Origin of the sequence: Streptomyces scopuliridis (assembly GCF_042790125.1) — a bacterium.
GTDB lineage: Bacteria > Actinomycetota > Actinomycetes > Streptomycetales > Streptomycetaceae > Streptomyces > Streptomyces scopuliridis_A.
Window position 1 is genome coordinate 65,169 of sequence record NZ_JBHTZS010000005.1, and the last position, 16,370, is coordinate 81,538.

Annotated in this window: 21 protein-coding genes and 3 pseudogenes; 15 read left to right on the top strand and 9 right to left on the bottom strand. The window is 68.1% G+C overall.

The genetic code is table 11. The features are described 5' to 3' along the window. The first annotated feature begins 15 nt into the window (after positions 1-15). From ACFRKB_RS09365 to ACFRKB_RS09410, 10 genes are all read left to right on the top strand, one after another. Positions 16-465, top strand: a complete 450-nt coding sequence (locus ACFRKB_RS09365) for a gas vesicle structural protein GvpA (RefSeq protein ID WP_383104627.1) — start codon at positions 16-18, stop codon at positions 463-465. A gap of 3 nt (positions 466-468) precedes the next feature. Next, positions 469-1,182, top strand: a complete 714-nt coding sequence (locus ACFRKB_RS09370) for a GvpL/GvpF family gas vesicle protein (protein WP_383104628.1) — start codon at positions 469-471, stop codon at positions 1,180-1,182. A gap of 15 nt (positions 1,183-1,197) precedes the next feature. Then, a complete protein-coding gene (locus ACFRKB_RS09375) occupies positions 1,198-1,509 on the top strand; it encodes a gas vesicle protein GvpG (protein WP_383104630.1) in 312 nt (103 codons plus the stop codon). Beyond that, positions 1,496-2,044 (top strand): hypothetical protein, encoded by a 549-nt coding sequence (locus ACFRKB_RS09380; protein WP_383104632.1) that lies wholly within the window; start codon positions 1,496-1,498, stop codon positions 2,042-2,044. Before ACFRKB_RS09375 ends, ACFRKB_RS09380 begins: the two co-directional genes overlap by 14 nt. Next, a complete protein-coding gene (locus ACFRKB_RS09385; protein WP_383104634.1) occupies positions 2,037-2,981 on the top strand; it encodes an SRPBCC family protein in 945 nt (314 codons plus the stop codon). The genes ACFRKB_RS09380 and ACFRKB_RS09385 overlap by 8 nt, the downstream gene beginning before the upstream one ends. Positions 2,982-3,008: 27 nt before the next feature. Continuing rightward, positions 3,009-3,461 carry a gas vesicle protein GvpJ gene (gene gvpJ / locus ACFRKB_RS09390; RefSeq protein WP_383104635.1) on the top strand — a complete coding sequence of 151 codons (453 nt, stop codon included), beginning with the start codon at positions 3,009-3,011 and terminating at the stop codon, positions 3,459-3,461. 8 nt (positions 3,462-3,469) lie between these two features. Beyond that, positions 3,470-4,312: a GvpL/GvpF family gas vesicle protein gene (locus ACFRKB_RS09395; protein WP_383104636.1), complete on the top strand. Its 843-nt coding sequence runs from the start codon at positions 3,470-3,472 to the stop codon at positions 4,310-4,312. Beyond that, positions 4,309-4,596, top strand: a complete 288-nt coding sequence (locus ACFRKB_RS09400; RefSeq protein ID WP_383104638.1) for a gas vesicle protein — start codon at positions 4,309-4,311, stop codon at positions 4,594-4,596. The genes ACFRKB_RS09395 and ACFRKB_RS09400 overlap by 4 nt, the downstream gene beginning before the upstream one ends. After that, entirely contained in the window at positions 4,593-5,003 is a 411-nt protein-coding gene (locus tag ACFRKB_RS09405) for a gas vesicle protein K (RefSeq protein WP_383104640.1), read from the top strand. The genes ACFRKB_RS09400 and ACFRKB_RS09405 overlap by 4 nt, the downstream gene beginning before the upstream one ends. A gap of 318 nt (positions 5,004-5,321) precedes the next feature. Then, positions 5,322-5,720 (top strand): VOC family protein, encoded by a 399-nt coding sequence (locus ACFRKB_RS09410; protein WP_383104641.1) that lies wholly within the window; start codon positions 5,322-5,324, stop codon positions 5,718-5,720. A 342-nt stretch (positions 5,721-6,062) separates the two neighbouring features. On the opposite strand, the gene ACFRKB_RS09415 is transcribed toward ACFRKB_RS09410, so the two are convergent. From ACFRKB_RS09415 to ACFRKB_RS09425, 3 genes are read right to left on the bottom strand one after another with little or no spacing between them, the layout of a single operon-like run. Then, positions 6,063-6,494 (bottom strand): hypothetical protein, encoded by a 432-nt coding sequence (locus ACFRKB_RS09415; protein ID WP_383104643.1) that lies wholly within the window; start codon positions 6,492-6,494, stop codon positions 6,063-6,065. Further along, entirely contained in the window at positions 6,491-7,156 is a 666-nt protein-coding gene (locus ACFRKB_RS09420) for a hypothetical protein (protein WP_383104645.1), read from the bottom strand. The genes ACFRKB_RS09415 and ACFRKB_RS09420 overlap by 4 nt, the downstream gene beginning before the upstream one ends. Beyond that, positions 7,147-7,713: an RNA polymerase sigma factor gene (locus tag ACFRKB_RS09425; RefSeq protein WP_383105112.1), complete on the bottom strand. Its 567-nt coding sequence runs from the start codon at positions 7,711-7,713 to the stop codon at positions 7,147-7,149. The genes ACFRKB_RS09420 and ACFRKB_RS09425 overlap by 10 nt, the downstream gene beginning before the upstream one ends. 246 nt (positions 7,714-7,959) lie before the next feature. Here ACFRKB_RS09425 and ACFRKB_RS09430 point away from each other — a divergent pair, with 246 nt between their 5' ends. The 4 genes from ACFRKB_RS09430 (at position 7,960) to ACFRKB_RS09445 (ending at position 10,590) form a co-directional block, all read left to right on the top strand. After that, the gene (locus ACFRKB_RS09430; RefSeq protein ID WP_383104647.1) at positions 7,960-8,436 is read left to right on the top strand and encodes an Asp23/Gls24 family envelope stress response protein; all 477 of its coding nucleotides are present in this window, start codon (positions 7,960-7,962) and stop codon (positions 8,434-8,436) included. Between the two features lie 81 nt (positions 8,437-8,517). Next, positions 8,518-8,799 carry a hypothetical protein gene (locus ACFRKB_RS09435; protein ID WP_383104649.1) on the top strand — a complete coding sequence of 94 codons (282 nt, stop codon included), beginning with the start codon at positions 8,518-8,520 and terminating at the stop codon, positions 8,797-8,799. 630 nt (positions 8,800-9,429) lie between these two features. Then, the gene (locus tag ACFRKB_RS09440; RefSeq protein ID WP_383104651.1) at positions 9,430-9,948 is read left to right on the top strand and encodes a DUF6286 domain-containing protein; all 519 of its coding nucleotides are present in this window, start codon (positions 9,430-9,432) and stop codon (positions 9,946-9,948) included. A 42-nt stretch (positions 9,949-9,990) separates the two neighbouring features. Beyond that, on the top strand, positions 9,991-10,590 hold the full coding sequence (locus ACFRKB_RS09445) for an alkaline shock response membrane anchor protein AmaP (protein ID WP_383104653.1): 600 nt from the start codon (positions 9,991-9,993) through the stop codon (positions 10,588-10,590). A gap of 473 nt (positions 10,591-11,063) precedes the next feature. Here ACFRKB_RS09445 and ACFRKB_RS09450 read toward each other — a convergent pair whose 3' ends face one another. The 3 genes from ACFRKB_RS09450 to ACFRKB_RS09460 all read right to left on the bottom strand — a co-directional run bounded on the left by ACFRKB_RS09450 (position 11,064) and on the right by ACFRKB_RS09460 (position 12,248). Further along, positions 11,064-11,393: a DUF6479 family protein gene (locus ACFRKB_RS09450; RefSeq protein WP_383104654.1), complete on the bottom strand. Its 330-nt coding sequence runs from the start codon at positions 11,391-11,393 to the stop codon at positions 11,064-11,066. Between the two features lie 90 nt (positions 11,394-11,483). After that, complete coding sequence (locus tag ACFRKB_RS09455) at positions 11,484-11,654, bottom strand: hydrophobic protein (protein ID WP_383104656.1); 171 nt, start codon at positions 11,652-11,654, stop codon at positions 11,484-11,486. Positions 11,655-11,789: 135 nt separating this feature from the next. After that, complete coding sequence (locus ACFRKB_RS09460; RefSeq protein ID WP_383104657.1) at positions 11,790-12,248, bottom strand: SRPBCC family protein; 459 nt, start codon at positions 12,246-12,248, stop codon at positions 11,790-11,792. A 509-nt stretch (positions 12,249-12,757) separates the two neighbouring features. On the opposite strand from ACFRKB_RS09460, the pseudogene ACFRKB_RS09465 reads away from it, so the two are divergent. After that, a pseudogene (locus ACFRKB_RS09465) lies at positions 12,758-13,714 on the top strand (TIGR03557 family F420-dependent LLM class oxidoreductase). Between the two features lie 4 nt (positions 13,715-13,718). Here ACFRKB_RS09465 and ACFRKB_RS09470 read toward each other — a convergent pair. From ACFRKB_RS09470 to ACFRKB_RS09480, 3 genes and pseudogenes are all read right to left on the bottom strand, one after another. After that, a pseudogene (locus tag ACFRKB_RS09470) lies at positions 13,719-13,875 on the bottom strand (iron-containing redox enzyme family protein); the annotation flags it as partial. A gap of 179 nt (positions 13,876-14,054) precedes the next feature. Beyond that, positions 14,055-15,157 (bottom strand): annotated as a pseudogene (locus tag ACFRKB_RS09475) (pectate lyase family protein); the annotation flags it as partial. Between the two features lie 447 nt (positions 15,158-15,604). After that, a complete protein-coding gene (locus ACFRKB_RS09480; RefSeq protein WP_383104659.1) occupies positions 15,605-16,261 on the bottom strand; it encodes a hypothetical protein in 657 nt (218 codons plus the stop codon). Between the last annotated feature and the right edge of the window lie 109 nt (positions 16,262-16,370).

Consider the following 16,370-nt stretch of genomic DNA (forward strand, 5'->3'; position numbering starts at 1 on the left):
CTGAAGGGAGTCGTTGTGACTGTAGTGCCGCAGCAAAGCGGTCAGATCGCCGCAGGTGGCGGTGGAAACCTCTATGACGTCCTGGAGCTGATCCTGGATCGCGGCCTCGTCATCGACGCCTTCGTCCGCGTATCCCTGGTCGGTATCGAGCTTCTCAAGATCGACGCGCGCATTGTCGTCGCGAGCGTCGATACGTATCTCCGCTTCGCCGAGGAGTGCAACCGCCTCGACCTGGAGGCCGGTCGCAAAGCACCTGAAACGCTGACGGACATGGTCGGTGAAGTGACCGAGGGCGGAGCGCGGGGCAAGAGCAAAGGTGCCCTGACCGGGGCGGTCGAAGCGATCACCGACTCCTTCCAGGGTGACAGGACCGACGAGACCGCTGAGGACGAGGAAGAACCGGAGCCGGAACCGAGGCGGCACAGTGCGAGGAAGCACCCGGTCAGACACCGTGAGGAGGAGTAGCCGATGTCCGTATACGTCTACGCCATCACCTCCTCCGAGTGCCATCCACAGCTGGATGACCTGCACGGTGTGGGAGAAGAGACTCCTCCGCTGCGTACCGTCACCGAAGGAGCACTGCAGGCGGTCGTCAGTGACGCCCCCGAGGATTTGCGGGCCAAGCGCAGGGATCTCAGCGCCCATCACGAGGTGCAGGAGCGGCTGTTGTCCGAGCGTGCGGTTCTGCCCATGCGCTTCGGTCTCACCGCCGCGGACGACGACGCGGTCCGAGCGGCGCTCAGCGAGCATGCGGATTTGTACAGCGAGCGGCTCGCGGAGCTGGAGGGGCGGGTGGAGTTCAATCTCAAGGCGTCGGAGGACGAGGGAGCGCTGCTGCGGCAGGTGATCGAGGAGTCCGACGAGGTACGCCGGCTGAACGAGGCCACGCGGGGCGGCGGCGGAACGTACGAGGAGCGGCTGGCGCTGGGCGAGTTGGTCGCCCAGGAGGTGGGGGCGCGGCAGGACAGCCTGGCGGCGGAGGTGACCGAGGCACTGCGCCCGTGCGCCAGTGCCGAGTCGGAGGGCGGCGCGACGTCCGAGTACTTCCTCAACGTGTCGTTTCTCGTGGAACGGGGCCGGGTGCTGGAGTTCACCTCGGCCGCGGAAAAACTGGCCGAGCGCTACGGGCCGGACATCGGACTGCGCCTCAGAGGGCCGTTGCCGCCCTACAGCTTCGTATGACGTGAGGAGCCCGCGATGGGCCTGCTGACTCAGATCCTGACCGTTCCGCTGGCACCGGTACGAGGCGTCGGATGGGTGGTGAAGCGGGTGGCCGAGGTCGCCGAGCAAGAGGCGTACGACACCACTCCCATCGAGCACAAGCTCGCGGAACTGGAGCGGGAACTGCTGGAAGGCCGCATCAGCGAGCGGGAGTTCGACCGGCGAGAGGACGAACTCCTCGACCGGCTCGAAGCCATCCAGCGTGCGCGCGTCGGCGACGCCCCAGAGCCGCGGGGAGAGGAACGAACCGGGGAAGCAGAGGAAGGAGCGGGACATGACGGCCAATAGCAGGATCTGCGCGGCGATGTTGGGCGGTTACGCACTCGGCCGGGCGAAGAAGGGCAAGCTCGCCATCGGCCTCGGCCTGTGGCTGATGGGGAAGAGGATCGGCATCGATCCGAAGCAACTCGGTACGACAATCGCACGCTCCCCCGTCCTCGGCGGGTTGAGTGGACAGGCCCGGGAGAACCTGCTTGAGGCGGGCAAGGCTGCGGCCGGCACGGTGCTGGCCGCGCGTGCGGACAGCCTCGCCGACACCCTCCACGAACGCACACGCGAGCTGGAGAGGCTCGACGAGCAGGACACGGATGACGAAGAAGCGCCCGGCGCGGGGGACGTCGAGGACACGGAGGAGGGCGAGGGGCGACGCCGTCAGGCACGCAGGAAGGCGCCCGCTCCGGCCCGGAGCAAGGCGACCTCGAGTCCGGGCCGCGGGTCGAAGGCGAAGGCACCGAAATCCAGCGCGTCCGCCGCCAGGAGGTCCGCCGTGCGTGACAAGGCCAGGAAGACGGGAAGCGGTAGCAGGAGGTCGGAGAATGACTGACAGCGCATCGTCCAAGGAAAGCGCCGACCGTCTGGTGGAGGAACTCCAGAACTATCTGCGGGTCCGCGCCGAACATGCCCTGGTGGACGTGGGCGAGCGGCTCGGTGATACGGCCGCACGCCTGGCCGAGCCGGGCACGGGTCTCGGTTCGATGTTGGGGAGCGCGGCCAAGGGCGGTGTCTCCTCGGGCGGGGCACTCGTCAAGGACCTCCTGAAGCAGCAGTTCAAGAAGGTCACCGGCAAGCTCACCGGCGGAAGCGAGGACGGCAAGAAGAGCGGCGGCAAGGGGAAGACCACGACCGTGGTCGAAGACATCGACATCGGGGTACCGGTGAGCGATGTCTACAACCAGTGGACGCGGTTCAACGAATTCGAATCCTTCACCAAGGGCGTCACGGGCGTCGACCAGCGCGACGAGACGACCAGCGACTGGCATGTGAAGGTGGCCAGGTCGCACCGGAGCTGGAAGGCCCACGTGGAGGAGCAGGTTCCGGACGAGCGCATCGTCTGGACATCCGAGGCTCCCAAGGGCTCGACCCGTGGCGTTGTCACTTTCCACCCACTCGGCGACAGCCTCACCAAAGTCCTGCTGGTTCTCGAATACACCCCGCAGGGTCCGGTGGAGAAGATCGGCAACCTCTGGCGGGCGCAGGGACGCCGGGCGCGGCTCGACCTGAAGCTGTTCCGCGCGTACATGATGACCCAGGGCGAACAGCCCGAAGGCTGGCGCGGCGAGATCCGTGAAGGCGAGGTCGTCAGCGAACAGCCGGAGGACGAGGAGTACGAAGCAGAGGAGGAGGACGAGGCGGAGGACGGCGCAGAGAACGAAGCAGAGGAAGGCGAGGAGTACGAGGACGAACAGTACGAGGAGGACGAGGAAGAAGGAGAGGACACCCGGGAGCGCGGGCGGCGCCACCGTACCCCCGCCGCGCACTGAGCGAAAAGGATGGAGGCCTGATGCATCGTGACGGATCCGGCATTCGCCCGACGGCCCGTCCCGCGGCCCGCGCAGACCGTGTCGCCGTACGGGCAGGGATCGTCCGCGAACCTCGCCGACATTCTTGAGCGGGTTCTCGACAAGGGCATCGTCATCGCCGGGGATATCCAGATCAACCTCCTCGACATCGAACTGCTCACCATCAAGCTCCGGCTGCTCGTGGCCTCCGTCGACAAGGCCAAGGAGATGGGCATTGACTGGTGGGAACACGACCCGTCGCTCTCGTCCCGGGCCAGAGAGGACAGCGGAAGGCCGTCCCTGGCGGAGGAGAACCGCCGGTTGCGCGCCGAGGTGGAAAACCTGCGCAGACGCTCTCTGGCCCCCGCCGACAGCCCTGCTTCCCGGGACGAGGAGGCTGTGCGGCGCGAGGAGAGCGACCCGGATCAGGGCACTCGCCGACGCGGGAGCGATGACCGATGAGCGTGTATATGAGCTATAGCTACGCGGTGGCCCGCGCGGACGCCTCGCTGGAGGAAAGCCTGTCCCGGACGCGAGGAGTGGCGGGAGGACCGGTTCGCCTGGTGCGCGCGCAGGGGCTGGCCGTGGTGGTGTCCTCCGTACCGGAGAGCGACTTCGGGGAAACCGCGTTGAAGGCCCGGCTTGAGGATCTGGACTGGCTGGAGTCGGTGGCACGAGCCCATCACGCCGTCGTCGAGACCCTCTTCGCCCATACCGCCGTGCTCCCCCTACGGCTGGCCACGCTCCACCTCGATGACAACCGCGTACACGACATGCTGGGCCGGCGCGCGGACGAGTTCGCCTGGTTGCTGGATCAGCTCGCCGGCCATGTGGAGTGGGGAGTCAAGGTCTACGCGCTGCCCCCCGCTCCCGGATCACCGGCCCCGGCCGCCGTGCCGGGCTCGGCCGACACGAGTCCGGGCCGCGACTACCTGCGCAGCCGTCAGCGCCAGCGCAGGTCTGGCGAGGACGCTTGGCGGGCGGCTCAAGACGCGGTCCTGAGCATCGACGCCGCCGCCCGTGGCCTTGCCGTCGACCGGGTTCAGCACCGCCCCCAGGAGGGGGAGCTCGCCACGGGCCCGGGCTTCAACGTTTCCAACAACGCCTATCTCCTGCCCCGGGAAAGCGGCGAGGAGTTCCAGGCACGGCTCCTTGGCGCCGCCGAGGGTCTGCACGGCATCCGTGTGGACATCACCGGACCGTGGGCTCCCTACTCGTTCACCGCCTCGGACGAGACCGACGAGGCCGAGGAGACCCACCGCGAAGGTGGCGCCGAAGCCGAAGCGACGGAACGGAAGGCGGGAACCCAGTGACCCACAGCGCCCGCCCCGCGGCACCGCCTGTCGATGGTCCGCCATGGGCCGACGACGACGCACACCCTCTTGCCGGCCGGCAGATCGCGCTGATCGATCTCCTCGACCGGCTGCTCACCGGAGGTGTGGTGCTGACGGGCGACCTGACGCTCTCCATCGCGGACGTCGATCTCGTACGGATCTCTCTGCGCGCCCTCATTGTCTCCATCCGCGCGGAACAGCGATCGCTGGAGACCTCCACTGCGGGCCGTCGTCCCGGGCAGATGACGGGGGGAGCGCCATGAACCGCCGCGATCGGGAGCACGAATCGCCGATTCATGACCTGGATGAGGTCACCCAGGCGGCCTCCGACGTCTTCCGCCTGCTGCCCGCGAGCCCGGACGATCTCCCTGCCCCCGAGGAGCGGGCCCAACGGCTGTCCCGGCGACTTCATACCGACCGGGACACCGTCGAACGTGACCTGGTGAAACTGGTGCTCACCATCGTCGAGTTGCTACGGCAGTTGATGGAGCGGCAAGCCCTTCACCGGGTCGACCAAGGTGACCTGACCGAGGCTCAGGAAGAGCGCATCGGGATGACTCTCATGCTGCTCCATGACCGCATGACGGAACTGTGTGAACGCTACGACCTCACGATGGAAGACCTCAATCTGGACCTCGGCCCGCTGGGCACCCTGCTGCCCCCGCCATGAACCGGGCCGTCGCGGCCTTTGTGATCCTCGCTGCGTCGTTTGCCCGGCCCCGCCGAGGTGTATTTGAAGTGCTTCACCGCGTTGGTGAGGTACGTCTCTCTACGGTCTGCGTCGCGCCCGCGTAGAGCGGGCAGCCTTCGCAGCTGGCCGCGCTCGAAGCAGAGGCCGGATCGAGCGGCTCGCTCGTTGTGCTCTCCGGCCGCTCATCAGACCACCGATGGCAAGGGCCCAGACAGACCCTTGCCATCGGTCATCGCATCTCACGGGTGCGGGGTGCCCCGATCAGAGGGTCCAGTGAAACAGCGTACGCTCGTCCTCATGCTGAGGCTCGGAATCCCTGTCATCGGTGTCACGGACGTTCCCCGCGCAGTGGCCTTCTGGACCGCGGCGTTGAACCTGGTTGCTACTGAGGAGCGGAAGAGCGAAACGTGGCGGACGCTCAATCACCCCGATGGCTCCGGCCGGGCCCTTGGCCTGCTGCACAGTACATCCCCGGCCGAGCCGCGCCCCCGTCTCCACCTGGACCTCTTCACCGATACGGCCGAGGAACAACAGGCGGAGGTGCGGCGACTGGTCGGTCTCGGTGCGCGAACAGTCGACTGGGACCTCTACCCGCCTGAACCCGACTTTGTTGTTCTCGCCGACCCGGACGGCAACCTCTTCTGCGTTGTGGACCTGAGCCATGCGCCCAGCGACGGTTACGAGTCGGCACCCTGACAGGCCGTGCGTTCCCCCGCCGAATCGCGGCGCTTCCCGACCTCGCACCCGGAAGCGAGCTGATTCTGGCCCAGCTGGGGGCCCTGGTGTTGTCGTCTGTTGTGCTGTCCGAACCTTCACCGCATGCGTGTATGCCCTCCTCGGCCTGCCACACGGATCCGTCTGGCTCTGGGTGTCCTGCTGATGGCGCAAGGCTACGTCGGACCACTGATGGCCGCCGCCGTGCCCAGCGGTGTCCGGGCCGGCCACCGCAGTGGACGCGACGCTGCGCTGAACGGCTTGCAGGCGCGCATACCCGCGGGGCCGGACGGCACTGGACCGCCGCCCTTAATGCACGGCTGCTCACACGGGGCTGACGGGCGTCCCCGTCGGTGTTACGGGCCGGTGGTCCCAGGGTTGGAGTGACGGGCGGTGTCCGGTGATACGTGTGACGGTAACGACGACGATTACGGGTTCCGGTACGCCGTCACGGGTTACCTGTGAACCGACCGCCGAACGGACGCTGTCGCGGACATCGCGTGCGGTGTCCAGAGCGCGGCGGTCGTCGGTGAGTACGCAACGGACTTCGACGTGCCAGGCACGGGTTCCGGGGGTGTGTTCGACGTGGATGCCGGCCTCGGTGGACAGCGCCGGGGAGCCGATGGCCTCCCGGACTCGGGTGGCGGCGCCGGCCAGGGCCTGGCGGAGGCTGGGCTGTAGTTCGGCCACGCCGGGGACCGCCAGCGCCGCCCGGGCGGCGGTGCGCGCGATGCGTGTTGTGTTTCCGGTAGTCACGGTCCGCTCCTCCTCCGTTCCGCGGGTTCGGCAGAGGCTGTGGGCGTCAGGGGTTCCAGTACGGACACGATTCTCAGGTCGATGCCACTGACGGCGAGACCGAGCCCTTGTGCAGCGGCGTAGGCGACGGCCCGGCGCACCGCGGTGGCCCGCCCGGGGAGGGGCTGGTCGAGGGTCATGGCGAGGGTCATGGTGATGGTCACCTTTGTGCCGCTGTCGTCGGGGCTGAGGCGACAGCTCGCTGCGCGCACTCCGGGGATCCGGTCGGCGGCCCCGCGCAAGGCCTGCGCCGCCGCCGTCTCCGCGATCCGCAGTTCTTGTGCGGGATCGTCCAAGGGCAGCAGTCGACCGAGCCGCACCTCTGCGCGTACCGCGCGCATGACCCGCCGCGCGACGGTGTGAACGCTGAGGTGTTCAGCACGGAGTGTGCGGGTGGTGTGGTCCAGGGCTGTCAGCCCCTCGACCGCCTGTCGGCAGAACACGCAGTCGGCCGTGTGGGGGTCGTTCTGGTCGATGGGGGCGCGGGCCTGCCGCCAGACGTGGCTTACCAGTCGCCCGCAGGGCAGCCGCTCGTCCCCGACGAGATTCGCGGCGTCGACGTCCTGGCGCAAGGCGGTCGACTTGTCGCACGGGCGTGTGGCACGCGGGTCGTCTAGCGCCATGAGGACATCTCCTTCATGAGGGTGCGGCGTGCCCGGAAGAGCCTGCCGCGCACGGTCTGTTCGCTCTCGCCCAGGACTTGTGCGACCTCCTCGTACGACAGTCCGTGCAGTTCCCGCAGGATCCAGCAGGCGCGCTGGCCGGGCTGGAGGTCATGGAGCGCCTGGGCCAACGCGGCCGTGGCAGCCGCGTTTTCGGCGGCACGGGCGGGTTCACCACCGGCGTCATGAGCCGTCGGTTCGGGAACGGCGTCCAAGGACACAGAAGGGGCTTGCTCGCGCAGGACGTTGAGACATCGGTTGGTGACGATCCGATACATCCACGTGCGGAAGGTGGCGTCTCCCCGGAACTCCGGGAGGCGCCGCCACGCACTGATGAAGGCGTCCTGCACGGCCTCTTCGGCGTCCGAGAGGTTACCCAGCATGTGGTACGCCAGTGCCAGCAGCGGTGCGCTGTGGCGGTGGACCAGGACGGCGAACGCGTCGTCGTCGCCTTCCGCGGCCCGGGTGACCAAGAGTCCGTTGTCCAGGCCGCCGAGGTCGTCGCCGGGATCACCGATCCGCTCGGTCGCAGGCGCATCCGGTCCGGTGGCCGGGCTCGGGGCCGCACGCCGGGGTAGTGAGAGTTTTCCCTGCTTCGCATCCACTGTTCGCTTCTCAGGCGATTGCGATCGTGGGCCGCGTGACCGCCTTATGTTTTGAGCTTACGCGATACACGACACAGAAAAGTGTGACGATTTCGTTTTTTATGTGTCCAACCTTATGACGGGCACTGACCGAGTGTCCGTATCCCCCAGGAGAATGCCATGACGGACACGACACACCGCCCGGCCGCTGAGGCGCGCTGGGCTGCCGACGAGGCATCGACACAACAAGGCCCGAAGGGCAGCCTCCGCCCGCCGGAGAGCCGCGGGCGGACCACGATCGCGGACAGCGTCGCGGAGAAGATCGTCGGGATGGCGACCCGCGAGGTTACGGGCATTCACAACCTCGGTTCCGGAATGGCGCGGACCATCGGGGGCGTCCGTGAGCGGGTGCCCGGCGCGCAGCCCAGCGTTACCCGCGGTGTGCACGTAGAGGTGGGCGAGCGCCAGGCGGCTGTGGACGTTGACGTGGTCGTCGACTACGGCTTCCCCATCGTCGACGTCGCCGCGGATGTCCGCGTCAATGTCATCTCGGCCATGGAACGCATGACCGGACTGGAGGTCGTCGAGGTGAACGTCGCCGTCGACGACATTGATCTGCCCGGGGCCGAGGACGAACGAGACGACCGGTTGGAGTGATCCACAGATCCGCCCTCTCCCCCTGGCGTGCGGCCGGGAGCTGTGCGCGGGAAGAGGTCCCGAGTGAGAAGGGTGCATACGATGAACACGACTGTGGTGGGGCTCATGACCGGCCTGGCACTGGGTTTCGCCGGCTACTTCGGCGGCTTCGGGGCTTTCATTGTGGTGGCGGTCCTGGGCCTGGTGGGCCTGATCGTCGGCTACCTGGCGCGAGGCGACGTGCATGTCGCCGACTACGTACCCACCCGAAGCGGTGATGGACGCCGGGAGACAAGCGGTGAGAGACGCCGCGAGACCTTCGAACATCGTCGGTCCGCATACGGAACCGCCCCCGGCACCGAGTACAGGACGCGGGTGCGGTGAGCGACCGGGCCCCGTCGCCTCCCCTCCTGGGCGGTCCGGGGGGCACAAGCAGGGAGACTCCGTCCCTCCCGGCTCCCGCCCTGCGCGGTGCGACCCTGATACCCGGCACCGTGGTGGCCCGTATCGCGGTCCAAGCGGCGCGTGAAGCTCTCAGACACCAAGGAGGCAGTGAGCCTCCCGCCCGCGTCGGCCTGGGAACCCCCCGTTCCACAGTCGCCGTCCACGACGGCTCGGCCCGTCTCGGAATCTTCCTGGACCTGCCCTATCCCATCGATATCGCCCGCGCCTGCGGCGAGATCCGCCGCTATGTCGCCGAACGGGTGGCTCATCTGACCGGCATGCGTATCGATGACATCAGAGTGTCCGTCCAGCGACTTGTCCCCGGCGAGAGCCTGCGGCGACGAAGGGTCCAATGACCTGACGGCACATGACGCCGACGACAGGATGATCATGATTTCCCGTAACCCGAGCGCCCCACCGGAGCGCGGCAGACAGCCACCGCGACCGCGTCCGTACACCACCGCGGCAGCGGCAGGGAACACACCGAAACACGATTCGTCACCCGTTGAAACGCCGCGTCGACACATGCCGGCGCAAGTACGCACCCGCCGTCCTTGGGGAGAACGCAGGTTGCCGGCCGCCGCAGCCGCTTCGCTGATCCTGCTCGCAGCGGGCGCGCTGCTCTTCGAAGCCGTCTGGGTACGCACCGGACATCCCGCCACGGCATGGTGGACCCGGCTGGCCGACGAACTCGCCACCCGTCCGGTAGACGATGTCTGGATCCTTACCGGCGCCGCCGTCGCAGCCGCTCTGGGTATATGGCTGATTGTCCTTGCCCTCACCCCCGGTCTGCGACGCCAACTGCCGTTGCGGGTCCCCGCCGACAGTCCTGGAAGGATGTGCGCGGTGCTTGACCGCAAGAGCGCGGGCCTGCTCCTGCGCGACGCGGCCATGCGGGTCCCAGGGGTCAGCGCAGCTCGAGTCCGGGTGCGTCGACGCAAGGTCACGGTCCGTGCCGACGCGCGGTTCCGCGACACAGCCGACGTCAAGGACGAACTCGTCGACACCATCCGGCGCGAAGAACGCGAACAACTCACCCTGGCCCGCCCACCGCAGCCCAAGGTCCTCGTACGCCGGAGCCCGACCTGATGGTCCAAGGACCGGGTACCCGGACAAGCACGGGAGAAGACGATGAGGGAATACACCAAGACCAACCGCGTTCTTTTGGCCCTGGTCGGACTGGTGCTCCTGGGCGGCGGACTCCTGACACTCGCCGCCGGCGCAGACCTCTACCGGCGCTGGGGCCTCACACCGCCCGCCGACTGGCCGTTGACCACTCCGCAAAACGTTCTCATCCCTCGTGCCGACCAGGCGCGGTGGTCCGGTCAGGGCTGGTGGTGGCCGACCGTCATCGCGGCCCTGGCCCTGCTCATGCTGCTCGCACTGACGTGGCTGCTGTCCCAGCACCGACGGTGGCGCCCCCGACAACTGCCCGTCCCAGACACCCCCCGGAAAGCCGTGTCGGTCAAGGACCACGCGCTGAACGACGCCCTCACCACAGACCTCACCACGCTGCCCGGCGCCCGGCGCACCAGGGCACGCGTCTCCGGGCCGCCCGCTCACCCCCAGGCCCTCATCGCTCTCACGCTCGCCCCCGGCACCACACCGGGGCACGTACTCGAAGACGTGAGCACCGCCGTGGACCAGGTCCGCCAGTCCGCCGGCTGGGACCAACTGCCCTCGCGTGTCCGCCTGGACGTCGCCCGCCACGGCCCACACCGAGCCGAATGACATCGGCATCACGGTCGCGGAGATCGCGTCCCAGGTCCGGGGAGGATGTGGTGCGTGCCGTGTGACCTACCACCGCCCCCGTACTGCTGGCACATCAGGTCCCCGTCGATCGTCTTGGCCGACGGCACCGGCGCCAGGTGCGGCCAGGTGTCGTCCTCCACGGCCATCGACCAGCACCACGTGGCTGAAGCCCACATTCTTCAGCCTGGGGAGCAGGTTGAAGCCCGCGCGTGGGCGAAACACCAACCCAACGATGGACGGACGCGCCCGTGAAGGCCGGTGACGGTGATCACCGTCGACTGGCGACCGCGCATCCGGCCCGCAGAGAACGGACACACCGATGAGCGACGCCGATGGGAACGGCGGATGCGATCCGGCTCACCGTTCGTGAGCAGATGTCGGGTCCACGGGACCAGCGCGGCACGCGCGGCGGGAGCACTGCACAGAGGAAGTGGCCCCGGGCAGGCCCTCCCTCAGCCGGCCCGACCTTCAAGGCGAGGAACCTCGTGACGACATCGACAGATGCCGAATGAGCGTCCGCGCCGCCGGTGGTGCCTGCCGAGCCCGACGCGTCGGGGGACGGGACCATCCGCGGGGAGATGAGGCTGCTCTTCCGGTCGTGGGGGCGGGAGTTCCCTCGCACGGATTCGGCGTCCCCAGACGAAGGGGGCGACAAGCACGGCAGCCGCAACAACTCCGACCAGGAGCATGGGCATGGCCGAGACAGGTGAGGCAGAGAGCTGCCATCTCAAAGCTTCCATTCGACTCGCGTACCCGCAGGTCAAGCTTCCGTACCACCGCATAAGGAATTCATGGCCACAGTGGGCGCCGACGTCAGCGAAAGGGCGGCGGAATGTTCCGCCGCCCTTTCTGACCGGCCGTTATCGCTACGTCTACCACCGGTACCAGCGTGACCTGCCCCCGCTGGGGCCGGTGCCGCGTGCGATAAAACCGAGTAGCCACAGAACGAGCGCGGCCAGGGCGATCCACCAGAGAATCTTCACCGCGAAACCCGCCCCGAAAAGAATCAGGACGATAAGCAGTACCAAGAGCAGCGGGACCATTTCAGTACCTCCTGATGAATCGGCTTCCCCTGATTCCCGGTGCTACACGGATCGGTTTCCCGGTCAGGTGCCGGAACGCCCCTGCCGCCTCGCCGATCACAGCTTGTTCCGGGGCCGTACGACTGCCCGCCCGGGTCAGACCGGGGGGATCCGGCCGCGCCAGGCACCGCTCTCGCCGCCGCGCTCCTCGATGAACTGCTTGAAGCGCCGCAGGTCGCCCTTGGCTCGGTGATCGATGATGCCGACCATGTCGGCGGCTTTCTCCGCCATACCCGTGGGCTCGACAATCATTGCGAGATGGACCCGTGTGTGGGTGTCGTCCAGCCGTTGGAAGGTGACGACGCCCTCCTGCTTCACCTCCCCGGACACGGTGCGCCAGGCGACCCGTTCGTCCGGGAGTTGATCGACGATTTCCGTGTCGAACTCCCTGCGGGCACCCGCGACACTTGTGATCCAGTGGTTGTGGCGGCTGTCGATCTGAGTGATCTGCTCCACGCCCTCCATAAAATTCGGGAATTCCTCGAATTGCGTCCACTGATTGTACGCGGTATGGACCGGGACCTCGACGTCCACAGAATCCGTGATCGTGCTCATCAGATGTCTCCTTTCGAGAGAAGGGTGCGTGAATCGGCTTTCCGTTCTGCGGGGGATAAAACACCGGCCGTCGGGCGCAGGTCAGCGCCCCCAGCGTCCACGGCGACGGCCCCGCGTCGGCGCGCCACCGCCCTCACCGTGAGCCACGCCGTGTAGTCCCACCGAACGCCTCCGCGACCGGGGCCAGGAGCACCGTGAGGATGGTGGTGGCCAGGCTGAGGGCCGCCAGGCGGCCAGGGAAGCACATGAGCCACGATGACGTGACCGGCGTCCGTTTCCCGCCCGCGGACCTGGAGCCCGGCGGGCTCCGTGCGTCCCACAGGCGGTGAGCACGGCGCCGGCCGCGCCGACGGCGGACTCCGACCCGCGTCGCCGGCAGTCCGCCAGGAGCGTCGCGACGACCGGCCGTGCGGCCGGCACCCACAGCCTTCGAAGCCCATTGCGCGCCATTTGCGCGTCCGTTCGCAACGGGAGGTTTCCGAACCGAGAAGGTCGGCTAAACGCCCCGCATGGCGCAATTCGGGTACACGACGATGACGGAGCAGGCGGGCCCGCGCGCTTGTGGAGCATGTGGCCGGTGCCGAGCGAGCCGGGTTCGATTTCTCCGTGGCCTCGGACCACTACTCACCCTGGCTCGGCTCCAAGGGCACTCCCCCTACGCCTGGAGTGTCCCGGGAGCAGCGGCCTACGCCACCTCGCGCATCCCGCTGATGACGTACGTGACCTGCCCGGCGGTACCACCCGGCGATGATCGCGCAGAAGGCCGCGACGATGCAGTTGCTGGTCGAAGGCCGGTTCCGCCTTGGGCTGGGCTCGGGTGAACAGCTCAACGAGCATGTGGTCGGCGGTGGCTGGCCCTCCGCGCGGACCAGGATCGGGATGCTCGAAGAAGCCGTCGAGATCATCCGTGCCCTGTTCGCCGGCGGCGCCGTGAACCACCGGGGCACCCACTTCCAGGTGGACAACGCCAAACTGTGGGACCTCCCGGACGAGCCGCCGCCCCTCGGCATCGCGGTCTCGGGGAAACGCTCCTGCTCACTCGCCGGACGGCTGGCCGATCTGGTGATCGCCACCGAGCCCAAGGCGAACTGCTCAACGCGTTCGACGCACACGGCGGTACGGGAAAACCGAAGATCGGCCAGTTACCGGTCTGCTACGACACCGACGAAGCGGCGGCCGCCGCCCGCGCCCACGACCAGTTCCGCGGGTCCGTGGGGCCGTGGCCGGTGAACTCGGAGCTGCCGAACCCTGCGGCGTTCGCCGGAGCCACCGGCCATGTGCGCCTGGAGGACATCGCCGAGGCCATTCCGTGCGGCAGCGATCCGAATGTGTTCGCCGAGGCGGTGAGGCCGTACATCGAGGCGGACTTCACGGAGATCGCTCTGATCCAGATCGGCGGCGAGCACCAGGAACCGTTCCTCGACTGGTCACAGAAGACACTGCTGCCCGCCCTGCGCGAACTCTGACGGTGGACGGTGGCGTCCGCTCCGAAGGCCACGCCCGACTCCAGGCGCGGCTCGTCGGCGAGTAGGGCCCCGATCACCTCCCGGCGTGCGACCTGCTCGTGTACGGCGTCCGCCTCGACGTACTCCGCATGGAAACCCTCGGCCGCAGGGCCGGCGCCGGTGACACTGCTCAAAGGGCGAAGATGCGGGTGCTACGCCTGGCCGCCCTGCTCCCGGTCGGTTGGCGTCCCCGTCGTACGCCGACACGCGGATGGTCCGGCAGGTGACGCCGGCCCTGGCGGGCCGGGAAGGGCCCCCAGTGCCGGTCGTCGCGAGCCGGTGCACCTTTCCGGTCACATCATGAGCAGTTGCCGTTCGACACCTGCAGTCCCTTTCCGGCGCCCGCCGTCCGGCTGACGATGTCCGGCACGCAGCCGGCCCCGTCGAGGCTGTAGGAGTAAGGGATACTGACGGTGGTGTTGGACTGCGGGTTGGGCCCGGCGGGGTTGTTCTCGCCACTGGGGCTGGACCAGGTCACGTTGTCGAACGTGTTGCCGCTGACCTGCCAGTACCCGGCCGCGTCGGTGTAGAAGGTGCCGAGAACGTCCTTGGAGTCCTTGAAGTAGTTGTTGTCCACTTTGGCCCGGGCCCCGGCTCGGGAGTTGATGCCGGACTCGTTGAGCTTCACGTAGTAGTTGTTGTAGATGTGCGCTATGCCGCCCCGCAGCAAGGGCGCCCGGGAGTCGATGTTCTCGTACAGGTTGTGGTGGTACGTGATGAAGCCGTTCGAGAGATCGCTCTCACTGGACCCGACGAGTCCCCCACGGCCGGAGTTGCGCAGAATGCTGTAGGAGAGCGTGACGTACTGGGTGTTGTCCTTCATGTCGAAGAGGCCGTCGAACCCTTCCGACTCCCCGCCCGACGCCTCCAGGGTGGTGTGATCGACCCATACGTTGCGGACGTCCCGCTCCATGCCGATGGCGTCGCCCCCGTTGGACGTGGGCGAGCCGGACTTCTTGACGTTCCGGACAGTCACGTTCTGGATGATGATGTTGCTGGACTCGCGGATGTGGATGCCCAGTTGATCGAAGACGGCTCCGCTGCCGACGCCTAAGATCGTGACGTTGCTGATCTGCTTCAGCTCGATCACTCCGGCGGCGGTGTTGCAGCTGTCCCCGACACCTTGCTGGTGTTGCCGTGGTTGATGGTCCCCTCGACCTCAATGGTGATCGGCGTGCTGCTACTGGCACGGCCGCACAGGGCCGCATGGATCGCGGTCCCGGTAGTGGCGCGCACGGTCTGGCCGCCCGCCCCGCCGGTGGTCCCACCGTTCTGGGTCGCGTAGCCGGTGGCACTACCGGCTGCGGCCGATGCCGAGGGCGTGGACACCATCGCACCGGTCGCGGCCGCGAGGGCCGCCGTGGCCAGCGCCGCGTAGAGTCGCAGAGCGACAGGTTTCTTCATGTCCGTTTCTCCTCATTCGTCATTCGTCATTCGTCTTCGAATACCGGGAGCGACATGGCGTGACCATGTCATTTCGCGTACTGGAGCCCGCCAACTCGCGCCAGGCAAGCCTTGATTGGCTGGGCGAGGGATGCTCTCCCTTGGTGCGGTCGGACCGGCCGTTCAACTGGAGCCCGGACCCGGGCGACCGGAACGAGGTCCACAGAGAGGGAAAGCGCTTTCTGGCCGTTCTGGTCGTGAGAATAGGGCGGCTCCTGCTGGGCTGGCAAGGTCTCGGATGTGGCTGCACTGGACGCAGCTGATATCAGCCCCCGGTACAGCGAACACGTCGGTGAGCCCCGCGGGCCGCACGTTCTCGCCGAACCCGTGGCCGGTGCGGTACGGACATGGTCAGCCGGATGAAGCCGGTCGGGCCGGCACGGGATTCCGGGCCGGAGCAGATGCGCGTCAGCCGACCGGATCGGTCGGTTCCGGCGGCGGGTTGGGCGAGGGCGGCGGAATCACGGGCGACGGTGCCGTCGGGGCCGGGAGAGTCGGCTGCTGAATCGTCGGTGCCGTGCCCGTCGGCGGCTGGGCCGCAGGCAGGGGAGACGCCTGATACGTCGGCGCCGGGACGCCCACCGGCGCCTGCTGCTCGGCCAGGATCAGGGCGCTGGACGGGACGGCGAGCCGCAGTTCGTGCAGGCCCAGGAGGGCGGTGTGCAGATGCTGGGGGCTCTCGTAGGCGTCGTAGGCCAGGACGAGCCGGGCGCGCGTCTCCAGATTCTGCCAGGCGTACCGTCGGCGAAGGTTCGTCATGTGGCGGGCGTCCGCCCGCAGGAAGGTCGAGCCGGCCGAGAACCCGGCGGCCAGGAGGGCCAGGATGGCCGCGGGCACCCGCGCCCCGGCGGAGGCCAGACCCGCCGCGCCGGAGATGCCGGCGAGGACCGCCGCGGGGAAACCCAGGCTGAGATAGGCCGCGTGCCAGAGCTTGGCGCGGCGCTGCGCCCGCCGCGCACCGATCCGGGCCTCGGCGATGAGCTTCTCGACTTCGGCACGCAGCGCGAGCAGCCGTGCGTCGCCGGCGGCACCTTGCGCGGCTCCGGCGGAGGTGCTGTCGGGCACGAATCCCCCTGATCGGAAAGGGAGTTGGAGATCTCAAACCGGAGTGTAGGGGCTGCGCCCGGATTGGCGACAGGGAACGCACCCGTGTCACCCGTACGGAATCAGCAGT